Annotated in this window: 20 protein-coding genes; 16 read left to right on the forward strand and 4 right to left on the reverse strand. The window is 60.6% G+C overall.

Going from position 1 to position 21,708, the window contains the following annotated elements; all coding sequences use genetic code 11:
- Window positions 1-17 precede the first annotated feature (17 nt).
- Window positions 18-1,643 carry a glucan biosynthesis protein D gene (locus KVH01_RS02035; protein WP_217880274.1) on the reverse strand — a complete coding sequence of 542 codons (1,626 nt, stop codon included), beginning with the start codon at window positions 1,641-1,643 and terminating at the stop codon, window positions 18-20.
- Window positions 1,644-1,947: 304 nt separating this feature from the next.
- On the opposite strand from KVH01_RS02035, the gene KVH01_RS02040 reads away from it, so the two are divergent.
- The 16 genes from KVH01_RS02040 (at window position 1,948) to KVH01_RS02115 (ending at window position 19,269) form a co-directional block, all read left to right on the forward strand.
- On the forward strand, window positions 1,948-2,655 hold the full coding sequence (locus KVH01_RS02040; protein WP_217880275.1) for a tellurite resistance TerB family protein: 708 nt from the start codon (window positions 1,948-1,950) through the stop codon (window positions 2,653-2,655).
- 556 nt (window positions 2,656-3,211) lie between these two features.
- Complete coding sequence (locus KVH01_RS02045) at window positions 3,212-4,834, forward strand: methyl-accepting chemotaxis protein (RefSeq protein WP_217880276.1); 1,623 nt, start codon at window positions 3,212-3,214, stop codon at window positions 4,832-4,834.
- The gene (locus tag KVH01_RS02050; RefSeq protein ID WP_217880277.1) at window positions 4,834-5,346 is read left to right on the forward strand and encodes a chemotaxis protein CheW; all 513 of its coding nucleotides are present in this window, start codon (window positions 4,834-4,836) and stop codon (window positions 5,344-5,346) included. Before KVH01_RS02045 ends, KVH01_RS02050 begins: the two co-directional genes overlap by 1 nt.
- Entirely contained in the window at window positions 5,343-6,602 is a 1,260-nt protein-coding gene (locus tag KVH01_RS02055) for a CheR family methyltransferase (RefSeq protein ID WP_217880278.1), read from the forward strand. Before KVH01_RS02050 ends, KVH01_RS02055 begins: the two co-directional genes overlap by 4 nt.
- Window positions 6,599-7,300, forward strand: coding sequence for a chemotaxis protein CheW (locus tag KVH01_RS02060; protein ID WP_217880279.1), 702 nt, complete (start codon window positions 6,599-6,601; stop codon window positions 7,298-7,300). The genes KVH01_RS02055 and KVH01_RS02060 overlap by 4 nt, the downstream gene beginning before the upstream one ends.
- On the forward strand, window positions 7,297-9,564 hold the full coding sequence (locus KVH01_RS02065) for a hybrid sensor histidine kinase/response regulator (protein WP_217880280.1): 2,268 nt from the start codon (window positions 7,297-7,299) through the stop codon (window positions 9,562-9,564). Before KVH01_RS02060 ends, KVH01_RS02065 begins: the two co-directional genes overlap by 4 nt.
- Entirely contained in the window at window positions 9,561-10,571 is a 1,011-nt protein-coding gene (gene cheB, locus KVH01_RS02070) for a chemotaxis response regulator protein-glutamate methylesterase (protein ID WP_043051514.1), read from the forward strand. The genes KVH01_RS02065 and cheB overlap by 4 nt, the downstream gene beginning before the upstream one ends.
- Window positions 10,572-10,623: 52 nt before the next feature.
- Window positions 10,624-11,625 (forward strand): diguanylate cyclase domain-containing protein, encoded by a 1,002-nt coding sequence (locus tag KVH01_RS02075; protein WP_217880281.1) that lies wholly within the window; start codon window positions 10,624-10,626, stop codon window positions 11,623-11,625.
- 479 nt (window positions 11,626-12,104) lie between these two features.
- A protein-coding gene (prfB, locus tag KVH01_RS02080) for a peptide chain release factor 2 (protein ID WP_124399583.1) occupies window positions 12,105-13,200 on the forward strand; the annotation gives its coding sequence in 2 pieces (ribosomal slippage) (window positions 12,105-12,176 and window positions 12,178-13,200; 1,095 coding nt in all).
- A gap of 83 nt (window positions 13,201-13,283) precedes the next feature.
- Entirely contained in the window at window positions 13,284-14,786 is a 1,503-nt protein-coding gene (gene lysS / locus KVH01_RS02085) for a lysine--tRNA ligase (RefSeq protein WP_217880282.1), read from the forward strand.
- 106 nt (window positions 14,787-14,892) lie between these two features.
- The gene (locus tag KVH01_RS02090) at window positions 14,893-15,609 is read left to right on the forward strand and encodes a TetR/AcrR family transcriptional regulator (protein ID WP_217880283.1); all 717 of its coding nucleotides are present in this window, start codon (window positions 14,893-14,895) and stop codon (window positions 15,607-15,609) included.
- Window positions 15,610-15,625: 16 nt separating this feature from the next.
- A complete protein-coding gene (locus tag KVH01_RS02095) occupies window positions 15,626-16,174 on the forward strand; it encodes a hypothetical protein (protein ID WP_217880284.1) in 549 nt (182 codons plus the stop codon).
- A 21-nt stretch (window positions 16,175-16,195) separates the two neighbouring features.
- Entirely contained in the window at window positions 16,196-17,473 is a 1,278-nt protein-coding gene (locus KVH01_RS02100; protein ID WP_124399587.1) for a flavohemoglobin expression-modulating QEGLA motif protein, read from the forward strand.
- A gap of 50 nt (window positions 17,474-17,523) precedes the next feature.
- Window positions 17,524-18,429 carry an alpha/beta hydrolase gene (locus KVH01_RS02105; RefSeq protein WP_217880285.1) on the forward strand — a complete coding sequence of 302 codons (906 nt, stop codon included), beginning with the start codon at window positions 17,524-17,526 and terminating at the stop codon, window positions 18,427-18,429.
- Window positions 18,426-18,752, forward strand: coding sequence for a hypothetical protein (locus tag KVH01_RS02110; RefSeq protein ID WP_043050917.1), 327 nt, complete (start codon window positions 18,426-18,428; stop codon window positions 18,750-18,752). Before KVH01_RS02105 ends, KVH01_RS02110 begins: the two co-directional genes overlap by 4 nt.
- A 124-nt stretch (window positions 18,753-18,876) precedes the next feature.
- Complete coding sequence (locus tag KVH01_RS02115; RefSeq protein ID WP_217880286.1) at window positions 18,877-19,269, forward strand: hypothetical protein; 393 nt, start codon at window positions 18,877-18,879, stop codon at window positions 19,267-19,269.
- Between the two features lie 412 nt (window positions 19,270-19,681).
- Here KVH01_RS02115 and KVH01_RS02120 read toward each other — a convergent pair whose 3' ends face one another.
- The 3 genes from KVH01_RS02120 to KVH01_RS02130 all read right to left on the reverse strand — a co-directional run bounded on the left by KVH01_RS02120 (window position 19,682) and on the right by KVH01_RS02130 (window position 21,574).
- The gene (locus tag KVH01_RS02120; RefSeq protein ID WP_043050916.1) at window positions 19,682-20,467 is read right to left on the reverse strand and encodes an OmpA family protein; all 786 of its coding nucleotides are present in this window, start codon (window positions 20,465-20,467) and stop codon (window positions 19,682-19,684) included.
- 56 nt (window positions 20,468-20,523) lie between these two features.
- On the reverse strand, window positions 20,524-20,949 hold the full coding sequence (locus tag KVH01_RS02125; RefSeq protein WP_043050915.1) for a DUF4398 domain-containing protein: 426 nt from the start codon (window positions 20,947-20,949) through the stop codon (window positions 20,524-20,526).
- A 280-nt stretch (window positions 20,950-21,229) separates the two neighbouring features.
- Entirely contained in the window at window positions 21,230-21,574 is a 345-nt protein-coding gene (locus KVH01_RS02130) for a hypothetical protein (protein WP_043050914.1), read from the reverse strand.
- Between the last annotated feature and the right edge of the window lie 134 nt (window positions 21,575-21,708).

A 21,708-nucleotide genomic window follows, 5' to 3' on the forward strand; every position in this document is an offset into this window, starting at 1 on the left:
TGATCGCGAAGCTCACCTCAGGTGTACTTGCGCTGCTCCGGCGCAGGCGGGAAGTATTGGTAGAGCCAGGTTTCGCTCAAGGTTCGGTCCTGGGTGCGAATAAACAGGCGCAGCTCCACCGGCTCCACACTGTCGCTGGTGGGGTACCAGTCGAACAGGATGCGATATCCTTTGATGTTGTCCAGCACCAGCACGCTGAAATCCTTCACCTCACCATGGGAGCAGGTCACTACCGGCTCGATACCGGTGCCTGCTGGCAGGCGATCCAGGCCGCCGCCCTTGAAGTCGACGGCGAAACGCCGTGCCCACACCTTCGGGTAATGCTCGCCGGGTGCCCAACCCTCGGTAAATCCACCCATGCCCGAACGAGTCGCGTCGACCTGGGCCAGCGGCGTGCTCACCGGCGGTAGTGCGCTCCAGTACAGCTTGTAGCCATAATTGAGCGAATCACCAGCGGCCACGGGCTTTTTCGGGGTCCAGAAGGCCACGATATTGTCCAGGGTTTCGCCGGTGGTGGGGATCTCCAGCAAATCGATCGAGCCTTCACCCCATGCAGTGGTAGGTTCAACCCACAGACTTGGGCGCTTGCTGTACCAGTCGACGGTGTCCTGGTAGCTGGCGAACTCATGATCGGTCTGCACCAGGCCGAAGCCTTTGGGGTCGGTGTCGGCGAACGCATTGAATTGCAGCTTGGCCGGGTTGTTCAGCGGGCGGCAGATCCACTCGCCATTGCCGCGCCACATGGCCAGGCGGTCCGAATCGTGGATTTGCGGGTGGATGGTGTCGCACATGCGCCGCTCGTGGGTACCGCAGCTGAACATGCTGGTCATCGGCGCGATGCCCAGTTGTTCGATGGCGGTGCGCGCATTGATATGCGCATCGATCGCCATCACCACCTGGTTGGCCTGGCAGTCGATATCGAAGCGGTAGGCGCCGGTGGCGCTCGGTGAGTCGAGCAGGGCATAGACCACAAAACGGGTGGCGTTCTTGTCCGGGGTTTCGAACCAGAACTGCGTGAAATCGGGGAATTCTTCGCGTTTTTTCGCGTAGGTATCAATCGCCAGGCCACGGGCCGAGAGGCCGTATTGGCCGGTGGAGTCCACTGCGCGGAAGTAGCTGGCGCCGAGAAACGACAGCACGTCATGGCGGTCCAGTTCCGGCGCCTTGAACAGCTTGAAACCGGAGAAACCCAGGTCGCCGGTCAGTTGCTGGGTGTCCACCGTGGTTTTTTCATAGTTGAACAGCGAAGGGCGGAAATGCACTTCGCGGGCCTCGCGGGTCTTGGGATCGACACTGTGCATGCGCACCGGGGTCTTGAAGCCCATGCCGACATGGAAGAACTGCACGTCGAGTTGGCCATTCAATTCTTTCCATAACGAATGGTTGCCGTCATAGCCGATGGCGTTGAAATTCTGCGGGGTCATGGTGGCCAGGGTCGGCGGCAGTACCTGTTTAGTGTCCTGATAGCCACGGATGGCCAATTGCTTGGCTTGCGCCTTGAGCGATTCGAAATCGAACGCCACGGCCTTGCCATCGGCGGCCCGGTTCCCGGCCCAAGCCTGCGCGGCCAGCAGGCCGCTGGCCGACAAACCGGTGTAAGCCGCAATGGCCATGGACGCTTTGAGCAAATTCCTGCGGTGCATAGAGACAACCTGTCGTGAGCAAATCCCGCGCCGTTCCTGGCACGTAATGGATCAGAAATAACGGTTCGGACATGCCTTCGGCCAAACGCAACGGACATTAAACAGACGCCGGATAGCTTAAGCGGTTCGATGTATAAGGAAAATTGATTGATGGCGTGATGATAGCGCTGCATGTGCAACAAGACATTTCCAGGATGGCAGCCAAACGTTACATCTGGAAGCACTCTAGATCGTGGCTCTTTGGCACTTAGTTTTACGCTGAGGGCCTACTGTCCCTACGAACTCAAGTGTCTGGAGGCTACAAATGAATACCCGTGGATTGCTCGATCAGTTGCTCAAGTCTGGCCAGGACATGTTGCAAAACAAGGCTGGTGGCCAGGGTAAGTCCAATGACAAAGGCGCCCTGGGCGGTTTGCTTGGCGGCGGCGGGCTCGGCAGCCTGCTCGGCGGTGCTGGCGGCGGCGCCCTGGCGGCCGGGGCCATGGGCTTGCTGTTGGGTAACAAGAAGGCGCGCAAATTCGGCGGCAAGGCCCTGACCTACGGTGGTTTGGCTGCATTGGGTGTGATTGCCTACAAAGCCTACGGCAACTGGCAGGCCCAGCAGGCCAGCGCTCCCCAGGGCGAGCCACAAACCATCGACCGCCTGCCACCGGCCCAGGTCGAGCAACACAGCCAGGGCATCCTCAAGGCCCTGGTGGCGGCGGCCAAGGCTGACGGGCATGTAGATGAGCGCGAACGTGCGTTGATCGAAGGGGAATTCACCAAGCTGGACAACGACCAGGAGCTGCAGCACTGGCTGCATGCCGAGCTCAACAAGCCCCTGGACCCTGCCGACGTCGCCCGTGCCGCCAGCACCCCGGAGATGGCGGCCGAGATGTACATCGCCAGCGTGATGCTGGTGGACGAGGAGAACTTCATGGAGAAGTCCTATCTGGACGAATTGGCTCGCCAACTGAAGCTTGAGCCCGGTTTGAAGCTGGAGTTGGAAAAGCAGGTGCGGCTTAACGCATAAGTAAGGCTACCGGCACAGCTCTGCCCCGCTAACCACGAAGCGAAGCGAGCCGCTCTTGATCTTGATCTGCTTTTGATCTCAGGCGCCCCGTTAAACCACGCTGGCCGGAATTCGACAGGGGATTGGGGGGTAAACCGGCAGGGATGCCGGTTTAGCCGCCCCGCGCCATGGATGGCGCGTGGCGGCGGCCCCCCAAATCCCTGTCGGATTACGGGCACACCGAGCCTGAGCGAGGTGCCGAGTGGTGGGGCAAGAGCGTTTGGTTACTTTGCGCTTTTCAAAGTGACCCGCTGTAAAAGCGGAAGCCTAAGTGGCCGTTACCGCAGCAATGGATATGTACTCGCTCTGATCCGACATGCTGGTCGGTTGTCAGGCCGCCATCGGGAGCAAGCCCCCTCCCACATTTGAACCGCGTCCGTCAGTTGGATCGTCCTCGGCACACGTGCCACCCATCCCACGTACGCATTCTGTGCACGCGCCCTCAAAAGCGTTGATAAACGCAGGCATCCGCTCAGCTATACTCCCCTCCATTTGAATGGCCCTGCGAGGAATTACTGTGAAGAACTGGACCCTGCGCCAAAGGATTTTGGCGAGCTTTGCGGTAATCATCGCGATCATGCTGCTGATGGTGGTGCTCTCGTATTCGCGTCTGCTGAAGATCGAAGCCAGCGAAAATTCTGTCCGCGACGATGCCGTGCCCGGGGTGTTTTTCAGTTCGATGATTCGCAGTGCCTGGGTCGACAGCTACCTGCAGACCCAAGAGTTGGTCGGAATCCACGAAAACCAGGGCATTTCCGAGGAAGACAAGCAGGACTACAAGTCGTTCGAGACGCGACTCGAGCAGCACATGGCGAGCTACGCGGGGACGATCAATATCATCCAGGATCGCACGCAATTCGATGCCTTCGAAAAACTGCACCAGAACTACAATGCAATGCTTGCCCAGGTTCTGGCGGCCCATCAGAGCAACAACCCGGCCGAGGCACTGAGGTTGTTCAACGAGAAGCTGACCCCCGCCTGGATCGCAGGCCGCCTGAAACTCAACGACATCATCAATGAGAACAAACAGGTCGCCGACAATGCCACGGCCGCCATCGATGATGCCGTCGCGGCCGCGAAGGTCAGCATGGGAGTTTCACTGCTGCTGGCGGTTCTCGCTGCAGCGTTGTGCGGCCTGTTGCTGATGCGCGCGATCATGGCGCCGATGCAGCGCATCGTCGAAATCCTCGAAGTCATGCGCACCGGTGACCTGAGCAAGCGTTTGAACCTGGAGCGCAAGGACGAATTCAACGTTGTCGAAACCGGCTTCAACGACATGATGACCGAACTGACCGCCCTGGTCTCCCAGGCACAGCGTTCGTCGGTGCAGGTCACCACCTCGGTCACCGAGATTGCCGCGACCTCCAAGCAGCAACAGGCCACCGCCACGGAAACCGCGGCCACCACCACCGAAATCGGCGCCACGTCCCGCGAGATCGCTGCCACCTCCAAGGATTTGGTCCGCACCATGACCGAAGTGTCCACCGCCGCCGACCAGGCCTCGGTCGCCGCCGGTTCAGGCCAGCAGGGCCTGGCGCGCATGGAAGAAACCATGCACTCGGTGATGGGCGCGGCCGACCTGGTCAACGCCAAGCTGGCGATCCTCAACGAGAAGGCCGGCAATATCAACCAGGTGGTGGTGACTATCGTCAAGGTGGCTGACCAGACAAACCTGTTGTCCCTCAATGCCGCCATCGAGGCGGAGAAAGCCGGTGAATACGGTCGCGGTTTTGCCGTGGTAGCCACCGAAGTGCGTCGCCTGGCCGACCAGACCGCCGTGGCCACCTACGACATCGAGCAAATGGTGCGTGAGATCCAGTCGGCAGTGTCGGCGGGGGTGATGGGCATGGACAAGTTCTCCGAGGAAGTACGCCGGGGCATGTTCGAAGTGCAGCAAGTCGGCGAGCAGTTGTCGCAGATCATCCATCAGGTCCAGGCCCTGGCGCCGCGGGTGTTGATGGTCAACGAAGGCATGCAAGCCCAGGCCACCGGCGCCGAACAGATCAACCACGCGCTGGTGCAATTGGGCGATGCCAGCAGCCAGACCGTCGAATCCCTGCGCCAGGCCAGCTTTGCCATTGATGAACTGAGCCAGGTTGCGGTCGGTCTGCGCAGCGGCGTGTCGCGTTTCAAAGTCTGATGAGCGATCTCGCGGCTAAGCGCGGCGCCGTCCCGGCACCGAAAAAAGCGTTGTTCCTGGTGTTCCACATCGGCAACGAACGCTTTGCCCTCAAGGCTACCGAAGTGGCGGAGGTGCTGCCGCGCCTGCCACTCAAACCCATCGCCCACGCGCCATTGTGGGTGGCGGGTATCTTCGCCCATCGCGGGGCGCTGGTGCCGGTGATTGACTTGAGCGCCCTGACCTTCGGCACCTCGGCCCAGGCTCGCACCAGCACACGGCTGGTGTTGGTCAATTACCAGCCGCAGTCCTGGAGCCAGGCGCGCTGGTTGGGGCTGATCCTGGAACAGGCCACCGACACACTGCGTTGCGACCCCGCCGAGTTCCAGCCCTATGGCTTGGACAACCAGCAGGCGCCGTACCTGGGGCCGGTGCGCGAGGATGCCCAGGGCTTGATGCAGTGGATTGGCGTCGCCGAGCTGCTGACCGCTGAAGTGCGTGCCTTGTTGTTTTCTGCCGAGTTGAGTTTATGAGCAGCGACCCGCGTTTTTCGGCGTTCTTGAAAGAGCGCATCGGCCTGGATGTTGCCTCGGTGGGCGAGGCGATCATCGAGCGTGCCGTGCGCCAGCGTTGCCAGGCATCCCAGGCGCAGTCGGCGGAGGCTTACTGGCAGCACCTGCAAAATTCCCACGACGAGCAGCAGGCGCTGATCGAAGCGGTGATCGTGCCCGAGACCTGGTTTTTTCGCTATCCCGAATCCTTTGCAACCCTGGCTCGCCTGGCCCAGGTACGCCTGGCCGAAATCAAGCAGATGCGCGCCCTGCGCATTCTCAGCCTGCCGTGTTCTACCGGCGAAGAGCCCTATTCGATTGCCATGGCTTTGCTCGACGCGGGCTTGGCACCCCATCAGTTCAAGGTGCAGGGAATGGATGTCAGCCCCTTGTCAGTGGAGCGTGCGCGGCGCGGTGTGTACGGCAAGAATTCGTTTCGCGGCGCCGATCTTGAGTTTCGCGACCGTCACTTCACCGAAGAGGCGGGCGGTTACCGCATCGCCGACCGGGTGCGCGAACAAGTGCGCCTGCAAGTCGGCAACTTGCTCGACCCGGCACTGCTGGCCAACGAGCCCACCTATGACTTTGTGTTTTGCCGCAACCTGCTGATCTATTTCGACCAGCCGACCCAGAAGCAGGTATTTGACGTGCTCAAGGAGCTGACCCACGTGGACGGCGTGCTGTTTATCGGCCCGGCCGAGGGCAGCCTGCTGGGGCGCCACGGCATGCGTTCGATTGGCGTGCCGCAATCCTTTGCCTTTAGCCGGCATGTGGAACAGGCTCCGCCGGTTCCGGTTTTTGTACCGATGCCCGCGCCAACGCCGCAGCGCAGCGCGGCACCGATACCGCTCAAGCCGCGTCCGTTCAGCAAGCCCTGCCCGCCAGTGCCTCCAGCCAAAGTGGCACCCGCCGATGCCGGCGAGCTGCTCAGCCAGATCGCGACCCTGGCCAATGAAGGCAAGAGTGCCAACGCCCGAGCCGCCTGCGAGCGTTATTTGAGCAGCCATCCACCGGCCGCCCAGGTGTTCTACTGGCTGGGGCTGCTCAGTGATGTGGCCGGCAGCGCCCTGGAGGCCCAAGGGTATTACCGCAAAGCCTTGTACCTGGAACCGCAGCATCCACAGGCCTTGATGCATCTGGCCGCATTGCTCGAGTCCAAGGGCGACAGTGCGGGGGCGCGCCGTCTACAGGCGCGCGCTGCCCGTAGCGAGCGAGCCGAGAGTGAGTCCAAACGATGAGTAGCCCTGACGCGCTCGACACCGCAGGCCTGGACCTGACGCTGACCGATACCCAAGCCATCGACGACTGCTGGAACCGCATCGGCATTCATGGTGACAAGTCCTGCCCATTGCTGGCTGAGCACATCCACTGCCGCAACTGCTCGGTGTATTCCGCCGCCGCCACGCGCCTGCTGGACCGCTATGCACTGCAGCAGGACGATCATCGCCCGCAGGCCGCCGTCGAAGCGGATAAAGAGGTAGTCACCCGTTCCCTGTTGATGTTCCGCCTGGGCGAGGAATGGCTCGGTATCGCCACCCGTTGCCTGGTGGAAGTGGCGCCATTGCAGCCGATCCACTCCCTGCCGCACCAGCGCTCCCGGGCGCTGCTGGGCGTGGCCAATGTGCGCGGCGCGTTGGTGGCGTGCCTGTCACTGGTAGAACTGCTGGGCCTGGACAGCACCATTGCTGGTGCCGGCGGCGCGCGCATCATGCCGCGCATGTTAATCATCGCGGCTCAGGACGGCCCGGTGGTCGTGCCGGTGGACGAAGTGGATGGCATCCATGCCATCGATGAGGGCACCCTGAAGGCGGCGTCGGCCTCCGGTACCCAGGCCAGCGCACGCTACACCCAGGGCGTGTTGCAGTGGAAAGGCCGCAGCCTGCGCTGGCTGGACGAAGCGCAATTGTTGTCCGCCGTGACTCGGAGCCTCGCATGACCCCCGACCAGATGCGCGATGCCTCGCTGTTGGAACTGTTCAGCCTGGAGGCCGATGCGCAGACACAGGTATTGAGCGCGGGCCTTTTGGCGCTGGAGCGCAACCCAACCCAGGCCGACCAGCTTGAGGCGTGCATGCGTGCCGCGCACTCGCTCAAGGGCGCGGCGCGGATTGTCGGCGTGGATGCCGGGGTCAGCGTGGCCCACGTCATGGAAGATTGCCTGGTCAGCGCCCAGGAAGGCCGCCTGTATCTGCAACCCGAACATGTCGATGCGTTGCTGCAAGGCACCGACCTGCTGATGCGTATCGCCACGCCGGGCAATGATGTGGGGGCGACGGATATCGAGGTGTATGTGGCGCTGATGGAGCGCTTGCTCGATCCGACACAGCCCATCGCCATGGGTGTGCCAAAGCCCGAGCCTGTGCCCCTCGTTGACGAAGTGCCGCAGGAGCCGGAGCCAGCACCGCCGGTCAGCAGTGAAGCGCCGCGCCAGAACAAACGTATGACCGAAGGCGGCGAGCGCGTACTGCGGGTGACGGCCGAGCGCTTGAACAGCTTGTTGGACCTGTCCAGCAAGTCCCTGGTGGAAACCCAGCGGCTCAAGCCGTACCTGGCGAGCATGCAGCGCCTCAAGCGTATTCAAAGCAACGGCTTGCGCGCCCTGGATACGTTGGACGGCCAGCTCAAGGCCCTGGACTTGAATCTTGAAGCCCTGGAGGCCCTGGCCGATACCCGTCGCCTGTTGAGCGAAGCCCAGGCGCTGCTGGCGGAAAAACACGCCGAGCTGGATGAATTCGGCTGGCAGGCCGGGCAGCGTGCCCAGGTGCTCTACGACACCGCGTTGGCCTGCCGCATGCGCCCGTTTGCCGACGTGCTGGCCGGGCAGGTACGCATGGTGCGTGACCTGGGCCGTAGCCTGGGCAAGCAAGTGCGCCTGGAGATCGAGGGCGAGAAGACCCAGGTCGACCGCGACGTACTGGAAAAACTCGAAGCGCCGCTCACTCATTTACTACGCAATGCCGTCGACCACGGCATCGAAACGCCCGAACAGCGCATGCTGGCAGGCAAGCCCGCGGAAGGCCTGATCCGCCTGCGCGCGTCCCACCAGGCCGGGCTGCTGGTGCTGGAGTTGAGCGATGACGGCAACGGTGTCGACCTCGAGCGCCTGCGCGGCGCCATCGTCGACCGACACTTGTCGCCGCTGGACACCGCCCTGCGCTTGAGCGAAGAGGAACTGCTGACGTTCCTGTTCCTGCCCGGTTTCAGCTTGCGCGACACAGTCACTGAAGTGTCCGGGCGCGGCGTCGGCCTGGATGCGGTGCAGCATATGGTCCGCCAACTGCGCGGCGCCGTGGTGCTGGAGCAGACGGCGGGGCAGGGCAGCCGCTTCCACCTGGAAGTACCGTTGACTTTGTCGGTGGTGCGCAGCCTGGTGGTGGAAGTGGGCGAAGAAGCCTATGCCTTTCCGCTGGCCCATATCGAACGTATGTGCGACCTGGCGCCCGACGACATCGTGCAATTGGAGGGTCGCCAGCACTTTTGGCATGAGGGCCGGCACGTCGGCCTGGTAGCCGCCAGCCAGTTGTTGCAGCGTCCGCCGGGGCAAACCCCATCAGATACCTTGAAAGTGGTGGTGATCCGCGAGCGTGACGCCGTGTACGGGATTGCCGTGGAGCGCTTTATCGGTGAACGTACCCTGGTGGTGTTGCCCCTGGATGATCGCCTGGGCAAGGTTCAGGACATCTCTGCCGGGGCCCTGCTCGATGACGGCTCGGTGGTGTTGATCGTCGACGTCGAAGACATGCTGCGTTCGGTGGACAAGCTGCTCAACACCGGCCGCCTGGAGCGTATCGCCCGGCGCAGCCAGCAGGCCAGCGAAGCACCGCGCAAGCGCGTGCTGGTGGTAGACGATTCGCTGACCGTACGCGAGCTGCAGCGCAAATTATTACTCAATCGTGGTTATGAAGTGGCTGTTGCCGTCGATGGCATGGATGGCTGGAACGCATTGCGCTCCGAGGACTTCGACCTGCTTATCACTGACATTGATATGCCTCGCATGGACGGTATTGAATTGGTCACACTCCTGCGTCGTGACAGTCGCCTGCAATCGTTGCCGGTGATGGTAGTTTCCTACAAGGATCGTGAAGAAGACCGGCGCCGTGGCCTCGACGCCGGAGCCGACTATTATCTAGCCAAAGCCAGTTTCCATGACGACGCCTTGCTCGACGCCGTGGTTGAACTGATTGGAGGCGCCCGGGCATGAGGATTGCGATCGTCAACGACATGCCCCTGGCCGTAGAGGCATTGCGTCGTGCCTTGAGTTTCGAGCCCGCCCATGAGGTGGTGTGGGTGGCCAGCAATGGCCTGGAAGCGGTGCAGCGTTGCGCCGAACTGACCCCGGACCTGATCCTGATGGACCTGATCATGCCGGTCATGGATGGGGTAGAGGCTACCCGCCAGATCATGGCCGACACGCCCTGCCCGATCGTGATCGTCACGGTCGACCGTCAGGCCAACGTCAGTCGCGTATTCGAGGCCATGGGCCATGGCGCGCTGGACGTGGTGGACACGCCCGCGCTGGGCGTGGGCAACCCCAAGGACGCGGCCGCACCGTTGCTGCGCAAGATCCTCAACATCGGCTGGCTGGTCGGCCAGCGCGGCAGTCGTGTGCGTGCCGAAACGCCGACGCAGCGTGTCACTGGCAAGCGTCAACGGCTGGTGGCCATTGGTTCTTCGGCCGGTGGGCCGGCGGCCCTGGAGGTCCTGCTCAAGGGCCTGCCGCGCAATTTTCCCGCCGCCATCGTGCTGGTGCAGCACGTGGACCAGGTGTTCGCCGCGGGCATGGCCGAATGGTTGAGCGGCGCCTCCGGCCTGCCGGTACGCCTGGCCTGTGAAGGCGAGCCGCCGCAAACCGGGGTGGTATTGCTGGCCGGTACCAACCACCATATTCGCTTGTTGAAAAATGGCACGCTAGCCTATACGGCAGAGCCGGTGAACGAGATCTACCGGCCTTCCATCGACGTATTTTTCGAAAGCGTCGCCAGCCACTGGAACGGCGATGCCGTCGGCGTCTTGCTGACCGGCATGGGGCGCGATGGCGCCCAGGGTCTCAAGTTGATGCGGGAACAAGGATATTTGACCATCGCCCAGGACCAGCAGAGTTCGGCGGTGTATGGCATGCCCAAAGCGGCAGCGGCGATCGACGCCGCTGTTGAAATTCGCCCACTGGATAGAATTGCGCCCCGATTGCTGGAGGTCTTTGCGAAATGAACAAAAATCTCCCGCCGTGCTGGCTTGCAGGTAGTAATTCAGGTGATTGCACATGAATGATTTACAGCTCGACGACTTCAAGACCGACGAAAACGCCGCCATGGTGTTGTTGGTCGACGACCAGGCCATGATCGGCGAAGCCGTGCGGCGTGGCCTGGCCCATGAAGAAAACATCGACTTCCACTTTTGCGCCGACCCGCACCAGGCGATCGCCCAGGCGATTCGCATCAAGCCGACGGTGATCCTGCAAGACCTGGTAATGCCGGGCCTCGACGGCCTCACCCTGGTTCGCGAATACCGCAATCACCCGGCTACCGCGAATATCCCGATCATCGTGCTGTCCACCAAGGAAGATCCGCTGATCAAGAGCGCGGCCTTTGCCGCCGGAGCCAATGACTACCTGGTCAAGCTGCCGGACAACATCGAGCTGGTGGCCCGCATCCGCTACCACTCGCGTTCCTACATGACCTTGTTGCAGCGCGATGCCGCCTACCGCGCACTGCGGGTCAGCCAGCAACAGCTGCTGGACACCAACCTGGTGCTGCAACGCCTGATGCACTCCGACGGCCTGACGGGGTTGTCCAACCGCCGCCACTTCGACGAGTACCTTGAACTGGAATGGCGCCGTGCCATGCGTGATCAGACCCAACTGTCGCTGTTGATGATCGACGTGGATTTCTTCAAGACCTTCAACGACAGCTTCGGTCACGTCGAAGGCGACGAAGCCCTGCGCAAAGTCGCCGAAGCCATCCGCGATGCCAGCAGCCGCCCTTCGGACTTGCCGGCGCGCTACGGCGGTGAAGAGTTCGCCCTGGTGCTGCCCAACACCTCGCCGGGCGGTGCGCGGCTGGTGGCGGAAAAACTGCGCATGGCCGTGGCCGCGTTGAACATTCCGCACAATGCGCCGGTGGAAGGTTCGAGCCTGACTATCAGTATCGGCTTGTCGACCTTGACACCGGTACAGGGCACGGATTGCCGGCAGTTGATCATGGCGGCGGACAAGGGGTTGTATACGGCCAAGCATAATGGGCGTAATCAGGTCGGCATCGAGTAGCCACACGCGCCACCCCCCCCCCTGTGGGAGCTGGCTTGCCTGCGTTCGGGCACACCGAGCCTAAGCGAGGTGCCGAGTGTTGGGGCGAAGGCCTTTTGGTTACTTTTGTGCCTTTACAAAAGTGACACGCCGTAAGGGCGTAACCCTAAGTGGCCGTTACCGCAGCAACGGATATGTACTCGGTCTGATCCAACATCCTGGTTGGCTGTCAGGCCGCCATCGGGAGCAAGCCCCCTCGCCACAGGTTCAGGGCCACGCCAAAGTTATGTAGATACCTATGCTGCGATAGCGGTGTGTCCGTCACAGAAGTATCGACTGATACACCGTTATCGCAGGCAAGCCAGCTCCCACATTTGATTTGTATTCTGCTGCGGATCCTGTACAAACCTCCGCCTTTTCGGCCAGGCGGACTGCCGTTTCCAGCCGTTTGCCGTTATACTCGCCGGCTTTCAAAAGTTCGCCAACGAGTGCTGCCCGCCATGGAAATCAACCCGATCCTTAACACCATCAAGGACCTGTCCGAGCGCTCCGAAACTATTCGGGGGTATCTTTGACTACGATCAAAAGCATGAGCGTCTGACCGAGGTCAATCGCGAGCTTGAAGATCCGAGCGTCTGGAACAAACCTGAATACGCCCAGGAGCTGGGGCGCGAGCGCTCTGCGCTGGCGCAGATCGTCGATACCCTCGACGAACTGAACACCGGCCTGGACGATTGCCGTGACCTGCTGGACATGGCCGTCGAAGAAAACGACGAAGGCGCAGTGGGCGATGTCGTCGCCGAGCTGGCCCGTCTTGAGGAAAACCTCGCCAAGCTTGAATTCCGCCGCATGTTCAGTCACGAAATGGACCCGAACAACGCCTACCTGGACATCCAGGCCGGTTCCGGCGGCACCGAGGCCCAGGACTGGGCCAACATCCTGCTGCGCATGTACCTGCGCTGGGCCGACAAGCGCGGTTTCGACGCGACCATCATGGAACTGTCCGCCGGTGAAGTCGCCGGTATCAAGGGCGCGACCGTGCACATCAAGGGTGAATACGCCTTTGGCTGGCTGCGTACCGAGATCGGTGTACACCGCCTGGTGCGCAAGAGCCCGTTCGACTCCGGCAACCGTCGCCACACCTCATTTTCCGCAGTGTTCGTCTCGCCCGAGATCGACGACAAGGTGGAAATCGAGATCAACCCGGCCGACCTGCGGATCGACACCTACCGTTCCTCCGGTGCCGGTGGCCAGCACGTAAACACCACTGACTCGGCCGTACGTATCACCCACGTACCGACCAACACCGTGGTCAGCTGTCAGAACGAGCGTTCCCAGCATGCCAACAAGGACACCGCCATGAAAATGCTGCGGGCCAAGTTGTACGAGCAGGAAATGCAGAAGCGCAACGCCGCGTCCCAGGCGCTGGAAGACACCAAGTCGGATATCGGCTGGGGTCACCAGATCCGTTCGTACGTACTCGATGCGTCGCGGATCAAGGATCTGCGCACCAACATCGAACGCAGCGACTGTGACAAGGTACTCGACGGCGATATCGACGAATACCTGGAAGCCAGCCTGAAATCCGGCCTGTAACACCCTATGTGGGAGCGGGCTTGCCCGCGATCCCCAGGCCGCAGGCCTGGGGGCAACGAACCTGTGATGGAAAATTTAAAGACATGAGCGACCAACAACTCGACCCGCAAGCCCTGCAACAGGAAGAAAACTCCCTGATCGCCCTGCGCAAGGAAAAGCTTGCTGCCGAGCGCGCCAAGGGTAATGCCTTTCCCAATGACTTCCGCCGCGACAACTACTGCGATGCCTTGCAGAAGCAGTACGCGGACAAGACCAAGGAAGAGCTGGCAGAGGCTGCGATCCCGGTCAAGGTGGCAGGTCGCATCATGCTCAACCGTGGCTCGTTCATGGTGATCCAGGACATGACCGGGCGTATCCAGGTCTACGTCAACCGCAAGACCTTGTCCGAAGACACCCTGGCCGCGGTGAAAACCTGGGACATGGGCGACATCATCGCCGCCGAGGGCACCCTGGCCCGTTCCGGCAAGGGCGACCTGTACGTCGAGATGACCAGCGTGCGCCTGCTGACCAAGTCCCTGCGCCCGCTGCCGGACAAGCATCACGGCCTGACCGACACCGAACAGCGTTACCGCCAGCGCTATGTCGACCTGATCGTCAACGAAGACGTGCGCCACACCTTCCGCGTGCGTTCGCAAGTCATTGCGCACATCCGCAGCTTCCTGATGCAGCGTGACTTCCTCGAAGTCGAAACCCCGATGCTGCAGACCATCCCCGGTGGTGCCGCAGCCAAGCCGTTCGAAACCCACCACAACGCCCTGGACATGGAAATGTTCCTGCGCATTGCGCCTGAGCTGTACCTCAAGCGCCTGGTTGTCGGCGGTTTCGAGAAAGTATTCGAGATCAATCGCAACTTCCGTAACGAAGGCGTCTCGACCCGTCACAACCCTGAATTCACCATGTTGGAGTTCTACCAGGCCTACGCCGACTACGAAGACAACATGGACCTCACCGAAGAACTGTTCCGTGAGCTGGCACAGCTGGTCCTGGGCAGCACCGACGTGCCGTACGGCGACAAGGTATTCCATTTCGGCGAGCCGTTTGTGCGCCTGTCGGTGTTCGACTCGATCCTCAAGTACAACCCTGAGCTGACGACTGAAGACCTCAATGACATCGACAAGGCCCGTGCCATCGCCAAGAAAGCCGGTGCCAAGGTGTTGGGTTTCGAAGGCCTGGGCAAGTTGCAGGTGATGATTTTCGAAGAACTGGTTGAGCATAAGCTTGAACAGCCACACTTCATTACCCAGTACCCGTTCGAAGTGTCGCCACTGGCCCGCCGCAACGACGACAACCCCAACGTCACCGACCGTTTCGAGCTGTTCATCGGTGGCCGTGAAATCGCCAACGCCTACTCCGAGCTTAACGACGCGGAAGATCAGGCCGAGCGCTTCATGGCCCAGGTGGCCGACAAGGACGCCGGCGATGACGAAGCCATGCACTACGACGCCGACTTCGTGCGGGCCCTGGAATACGGCATGCCGCCCACCGCCGGTGAAGGCATCGGCATCGACCGGCTGGTGATGCTGTTGACCAACTCGCCGTCGATCCGCGATGTGATCCTGTTCCCGCACATGCGGCCACAAGCGTAACCGTAGCGAAAACCGAAGCCGCCTTTTATAAGGCGGCTTTTTTATGTGGCGTATTCAAGCGTCAAGCGAACAGCGCCAGGTTTTGATCTATTCAAGGATGTGTTTGGTGAACCGCGTAATGGCTCAAGAAGGTGCCGCCGGCATAGCTGCTGCAGTGGCTGAAAGCGTTCAATATCAAGGCCGCAAGGCCAGCCGCCGGGGCAGTGAGCAACGCAGGCAAGATATTCTCGATGCGGCCATGCGCATCGTGGTGCGCGATGGCGTACGTGCCGTGCGCCATCGGGCCGTGGCTGCAGAGGCCGGCGTGCCGCTGTCGGCCACTACCTACTATTTCAAGGATATCGATGACCTGCTCACCGACACCTTCGCCCAATACGTCGAACGCAGCGCGGCTTTCATGGGCAAGTTGTGGGTGCGCAACGAAGGCCTGCTGCGCGAAATGGTTGCCTATGGCGATGGCAGCCCGCAGTCGCGCTCGCAGCTGGCCGATGACATCGCTCGGCTGACCGCCGACTACGTGCTGCGCCAACTGACCAATCGTCGCGACTATCTGATGGCCGAGCAGGCCTTTCGCCAGGAAGCCTTGCTGAACCCGCGCCTGGCCGAGCTGGTACGTTCCCACCAGCAGATCCTGTTGCAGGGCACCGGGCAGTTTTTCCAGGTATTGGGCTCCCGTGAGCCGCAACAGGATGCCAAAGTGTTGACGGCTATTATCAGTCGGATGGAATATCAGGGCCTGCTCGGCGGCCCAGAGCCGCTGACGGGCGAAGAGATGCTTGAAATCCTCAAGCGTTACATGCATTTGGTGCTGGCTTCGGTCTGACACCGGGGGATGTCCAATGAAAGCCTGGCGTGTCGCGGTAATCGCCTTGTTGGTCCTGTTGCTCAGCGGTTGCCTGGTGACTTTCAAGGAACCATTGCCGACGGCTGAAGCCGCGCCAGAGGCTCTGCTAGGCAAATGGGCCAGCAGGAATGCCTGGGGCGAGCCGCTCAACCTTCAGATCACCCGTGCCGGCGAGCACCGTTATAAAGCGGTGAGCTACCCTAAAGCCAGGCCGGGCCAGCGCGATGAGTATCTGTTCAGCGTCTCGCGCCATGGCAGCCGCTGGTATCTGTCGGCGCCGTTGCCTGCAAGACTGGGCGGGCATTTCATCCTGGCGGGCTTTGAGTTTGATGAAAAGCACGAACTTGTGGTCTACAACCTCGACCTTGAGCAGATCCACCAAGCCATTGGCCAGCAGGCCTTGCACGGCAGCACTGTAGACACCGTCGAAGGCGCCGGCGTGCTGGTGGATAGCCCCATGGAACAGGTGTTTGCCTACCTGGATGACCCGGCCAATGCCGATGTGTTCGTTGAAGCCGTGCGCTACCGGCGCGTGGGTAAATAACGTTTAAAGAGGAAGCACCGGGTGGACGAATACCAGCAGACGATACGCACCTTGTCCGATCGCATTGTGCTGGCGCAAACACCGATCCGCGTCCTCGACGCGGTGAAATGGGACGAGAATATTCGCCAGGGATTTCTCAAGGCCAAGGGCAAGGCCATGCCTGCCGTGGACCGCGATTACTACTTGAACCGGCCATTGTCGTTCGACTCCAGTGCGGTCAAGCTGGAGTTCCAGAACATCGAGCGCGACATCACCCGTCGCCTTGGGCAGTTCAGCCCGGTGGGGCAGATCATGCGTCGCATGTGCCGCGAATACCGCATGGTGGTGCGCATGCTCGAAGCACGCGGCACCGAGGATTTCGGCCTGATTTCCCAGGAGCTGTATGGCGCCGCTTCCGATGCCTTCCACGCCGGCGACCCGACCCTGGCGGACCTGGGACTGATGCTGTCCGACTACCTGAACAATATTGATGGCCGTGGCGACCTCAAGGACGAAGCCAAGACCCTCACCGCCAAGGATGCGGTCAGCCTGCTGCAAACCCGCTTGAACAAGGTGTTTGGTGAAGCGGAGGAAACCATTCGGGTGTTCGAGTCTGACGGGATCGTCGCTGACGCGGCAGCCGGCGCCGACTACATCAAGATCCGCGCCGATGCGATGTTCAACGACCGTGACGTGCGCGCCCTGGAAGTGCATGAGGGGCTGGTGCATGTGGGCACCACCCTCAATGGCCAGAACCAGCCGATCTGCACGTTCCTGTCCAAGGGGCCGCCGTCATCCACCGTGACCCAGGAAGGCCTGGCGATCCTGATGGAAATCATCACGTTTGCTTCCTACCCCAGCCGCTTGCGCAAGTTGACCAACCGTACCCGCGCCATCCACATGGTGGAGGAGGGTGCCGACTTCCTGCAGGTGTTCGAGTTCTTTCGCGAGCAAGGCTTTGAAATGGCCGAGAGCTATGGCAACGCCAGCCGGGTATTCCGTGGCTCGGTGCCGACCGGCCTGCCGTTTACCAAGGATTTGTCCTATCTCAAGGGCTTTATCATGGTCTACAACTACATCCAGCTCGCCGTGCGCAAAGGCAAGCTGGAGCAAGTGCCGCTGCTGTTTTGCGGCAAGACCACCCTGGAAGACATGCGTACCCTGCGCCAATTGGTCGACGAAGGCCTGGTGGTACCGCCCAAGTACCTGCCGGAGCAGTTTCGTGACATGAACGCGCTGGCGGCGTGGATGTGTTTCTCCAACTTCCTCAACCACCTGAGCCTGGACCGGATCGAGGCCGATTACTCCAATATCCTCTGACCACTGCAATCCCTACCAGTGGTGCGCCAATAACCATGAGGTTTCAACGGATGAGAATCCTCGGCATTCTATGCCTGCTACTCACACTGAACGGCTGCAGCTCCTTGCTGTTCTACCCCGAACCCGGCCTGCCATTTACGCCGGAGAAAGCCCGCCTGCAATACCGTGACGTCACCATCACCACCGCCGACGGCATCAAGCTTCACGCCTGGTGGCTGCCGGCCAAACCCGGTGTGCCGCTCAAGGGCACGGTGCTGCACCTGCACGGCAACGGTGGCAACCTGTCTTGGCACCTGGGTGGCAGTTGGTGGTTGCCGGAGCACGGCTATCAAGTGCTGTTGCTGGACTACCGCGGCTATGGGCTGTCGGAAGGCAAGCCGTCTTTGCCGGCGATCTACCAGGATCTCGATGCGGCGTTCAGTTGGATCGACAAGGCGCCTCAGGCCCAGGGTCAACCTCTGGTTGTGCTCGGTCAAAGCCTGGGCGGCGCACTGGCCGTGCATTACCTGGCAGCCCATCCGGAGCGTCAAAGCCAACTCAAAGCCCTGGTGCTGGACGGTGTGCCGGCCAGTTATCGTGACGTAGGACAATTCGCCCTGAGCACTTCATGGTTAACCTGGCCGTTCCAGGTTCCCTTGTCTTGGTTGGTGCCCGACGCCGACAGTGCGATCAACACCATGCCCCAGTTGACCGGCGTGCCAAAACTGCTGTTTCACAGCCTGGATGACCCGATCGTGCCGGTGTCCAATGGGCTGCGCCTGTATCAAGCGGCCCCACCGCCAAGGGTGCTGCAACTGACCCGTGGCGGCCATGTGCAGACTTTTGCCGACAAGACCTGGCAGACCGTGATGTTGCGTTACCTGGAAGATCCACAGCATTTCAATGGCCTGCGTCGCCTGGGCGAAATCCCGAATTATCCAACCTCTAAAGTTGATCCATCAGAGAGCCCGCAATGAGTGAAGAACGCAACATGATCCCGCTGATCCTCACCGGTATCGGCACCATCATCGGCACCGTCGGTTGCCTGTGGTACTACGGCTACCTGCATTTCGCCAAGCCGGAGGATGCGTTGCTGCTCAGCGACTTCACCATGCTCAAGACCTTGCCGGGTGAGGATTACAAAATATCCCTGACGCCCGCCGCACAAGTGGCGCAGTGCGTGGACGGTGTGTTGGTGATGTTTGATACTGAACAGAAAGGCTTGAGCGGCGTACTGGTGAACAACAAGAAGCAGGCTGTTCGTTGCATGGGGCAGGAAACCCCACAGTTGCAACAATGAAGCGCCGCACCGCTGTTGTGGGAAAACTCCGTTATACAGGCCGATTAGTCATTTAAGGCTGTTGCGATCCGTTACAGGCTGGAACCACTTTGGCGCGCTTGCCACAGATTGTGGACTGATTGGCTTGGCCGATCAGTTCCGCGTATTCATTAATCTGGAGCATGCAATTATGGGTGGTGTCAGTGGCGTACAGAGCGCAGGCAACGTTGGCAATCAGGGCAATGTCGGAGAGGCGCAGCAAACCCCTGCCCAGCAAATTCAAGACATTCAAGATCGAATTGCCAAGCTTACCGAAGGGGCCCAAGGCGGGCAGGGCAGCGGCGGCAGCCAGGGGGCCGGAGGAGCTCAAGGATCTGGTGGTGCCCAAGGAGCCGGGGGCGGTGATAGCCTTGAAGACCTGCTCGAAAAGCTGAAGCAATTGCTTGCGCAATTCGGTCAAGGCGGTCCGGATGGTGCGCAGGGTGAGGGCCAGATTCAGGCGGGCGCGGCCGAAAGCCAGGGCCCGATCAACTTTTGATCCACGCTGATTCGACAACCCGCCAGATATGGGCGGGTTTTTAATGCGTGCAGGGATGAAGCGTGCCGTTCCAGTCGCTGCTGGCTGGAGGGCGCATCTGACGAAATTATCTGGAACCGTTTTGTGTAAATAGCCACAGAGGGCATATAACTTTTACACGGAGCGGGGCCGGGAAGCAGTGATAAATATTAGTGCGATACACAACATGGTGGCCATGGCCAGGGCACATCAGGCGTTGGAGCGGGAAAGCGCCCAAGAGCAGGCTCATAACAACTGGACGGACAATTCGACCGATACTTCCCGTAGCGGAGCAATGATAACGCCGCCAGATGAAGATACAGATCGCACGATCAAGTATTCCTGATCAAAAAAAACCCACCATAAGGTGGGTTTTTTTATCCAGCGTCAACGATCAATAAGCAACGGAAGAGCGTGGCTTGACCGGCTGGTTATCGTTGGAGATGGTAACTTCAACGCGACGGTTCATGGCACGGCCAGACACGCTGCCGTTGTCGGCAACCGGGTATTCCTTGCCGTAGCCCTGGGTCACGATGCGCGAGATGTCCACGCCTTGTTGAGCCAGTGCACGCTGCACGGAAGCGGCACGGCGCTCGGACAGGCTCTGGTTGTACGAGTCCGAACCGGTACTGTCGGTGTAGCCTTCAACGATGACTTTACGGTCCGGGTTATCGCGCAGGAACTGCGCCAGCTTGGTGATGTTCACCAGGCCGCTGGATTTCAGGTCGGACTTGTTGGTAGCAAACAGTACGTCACCGAAAGTCACCAGGGTGCCACGGTCGGTCTGCTTGGCATTCAAGCTGTTTTGCAGTTGCTTGATCTGCGCATCACGGGCGTCCAGCAGGGCGCGGGCGCGTTCGTCGCCGGCGTTTTTCAGCTTGGCTTCGTTCTCGCGCAGGGAGATGGTGTCCTTGGCGACTTCAACGCGTTGGTTGGTCAGGTAGGCGAGTTGGTCGACCTTCTTCTCGTCTTCCTTGTCGCGGTACGCCTTGTCAGCCTTGTCCAGCCATTCGCTGGCGTCTTTGGTTTCCAGGGCTGCCAGCTTGGTGGCTTGCGGGTTGGTTTGCAGGGCCGAGAAGTTGGTCCGTGCATTTTCCAGGTTCGCGTTCGGCGGGGTGGAGCACGCCGCCAAGGCAACGCTCATCGCCAGCAGGGCAGGGATCATCAGTTGTTTACGCATAGTCGTGTCGTCCTTTCAATTCGATATCAGGTGCGATGCAGTCAAGGGGCTGCGGCTTACTTCTGCTGGATAGCAGCCGGGCGCATGCCTTCCTTACGCAGCTCTTCAACAGCCTTCTGGGAATCCTTCACAGCCTGTTCAGCCTTGGCAGCCTGGGCTTTACGCTCAGCGACGCGAGCGTCCCACTCGGCCTGCTCAGCCAACATACGAGCCTTGTCGTAGTTCTTGTCATGCATGGCCAGTTCAGCTTCCTTGAGCTTGTCCTGGGCCGCCTTCATTTCCACGGCAGCGTACTCGGTGCCGCCGGCGCTCACGGCGCTGTTGACAGCCGATTGAGTCACGGCGTACTGCTCGGTTGGAGGATTGCCGGCGCAGCCCGCGAGAACGAAGCTGGTGCCGATTGCCAGCGCGGCCAATTTGAGCCCGCGCAGGTGGTTAAACGAGGATTTGGCAGTGCTGGTGTTCATCGTCTTCAACTCCATTGGATAACTCCTGAAAAACATCAAAATCCATCGTGGCGTATCGATTGCGGGCCCGGCGATAAAGCACATGACGCCAGTTTCAAACGACCGTTCCAAGTGATGGCTTACTGGCTGTGACCGGCGGCTTTTTTCAAAAGTTCAGAGAAGATGGCGATTTGCCTAAAAAAATATCTGACTGATCGGTCAGCGTTTAAACATGGAACTTTCAGCGCTCGCAGAGGTAGGCCGAGCCTCTAAGAGGCCCGGAATACTTGATTCAGATAGGCATTGCAGACGTTGATCAGTGCTTTTGTTCGTCGGCACTGGCTGACAGATCATGCAGATAACGGCGCGACAGGGTCAGAAAACGTGGGGTGGGCCCGACGTCTTCATACAGCGGGTCACCTTCTTCGTCGGTGGCAATCACCTGCTGACCCTTGATATAGGGGAAGCTGGCTTCCAGCTCTTCCAGGGCGGCACCGATCAGCTCGCCGAGCAATTCCTCGGTATGGCGCTTGGGGTACATCTCGGCAAGGGCAGCCAAGCGTGCCGCGGATTCCACATCCAGATGAATCGCGTATTCAGTCTGGGTCAGGCGACCCTTGGCGGTTTCTTCCCAGTGCTGGGGCAGTTCTCGAATCTTCATGGCAACCTCAATGAGCCTGCAATGGCAGGCGGTGATGAGTGACCAGCCGTCTGCGTGGATAACGTGGCGGCTCACTCTTGAGACTCGCTGTCAGCCACAAGGTTTAAAGTCGTTTGCGTTCGGCCTTGTCAGAT

The sequence above is a fragment of the Pseudomonas khavaziana genome, assembly GCF_019145205.1.
Taxonomy (GTDB): domain Bacteria; phylum Pseudomonadota; class Gammaproteobacteria; order Pseudomonadales; family Pseudomonadaceae; genus Aquipseudomonas; species Aquipseudomonas khavaziana.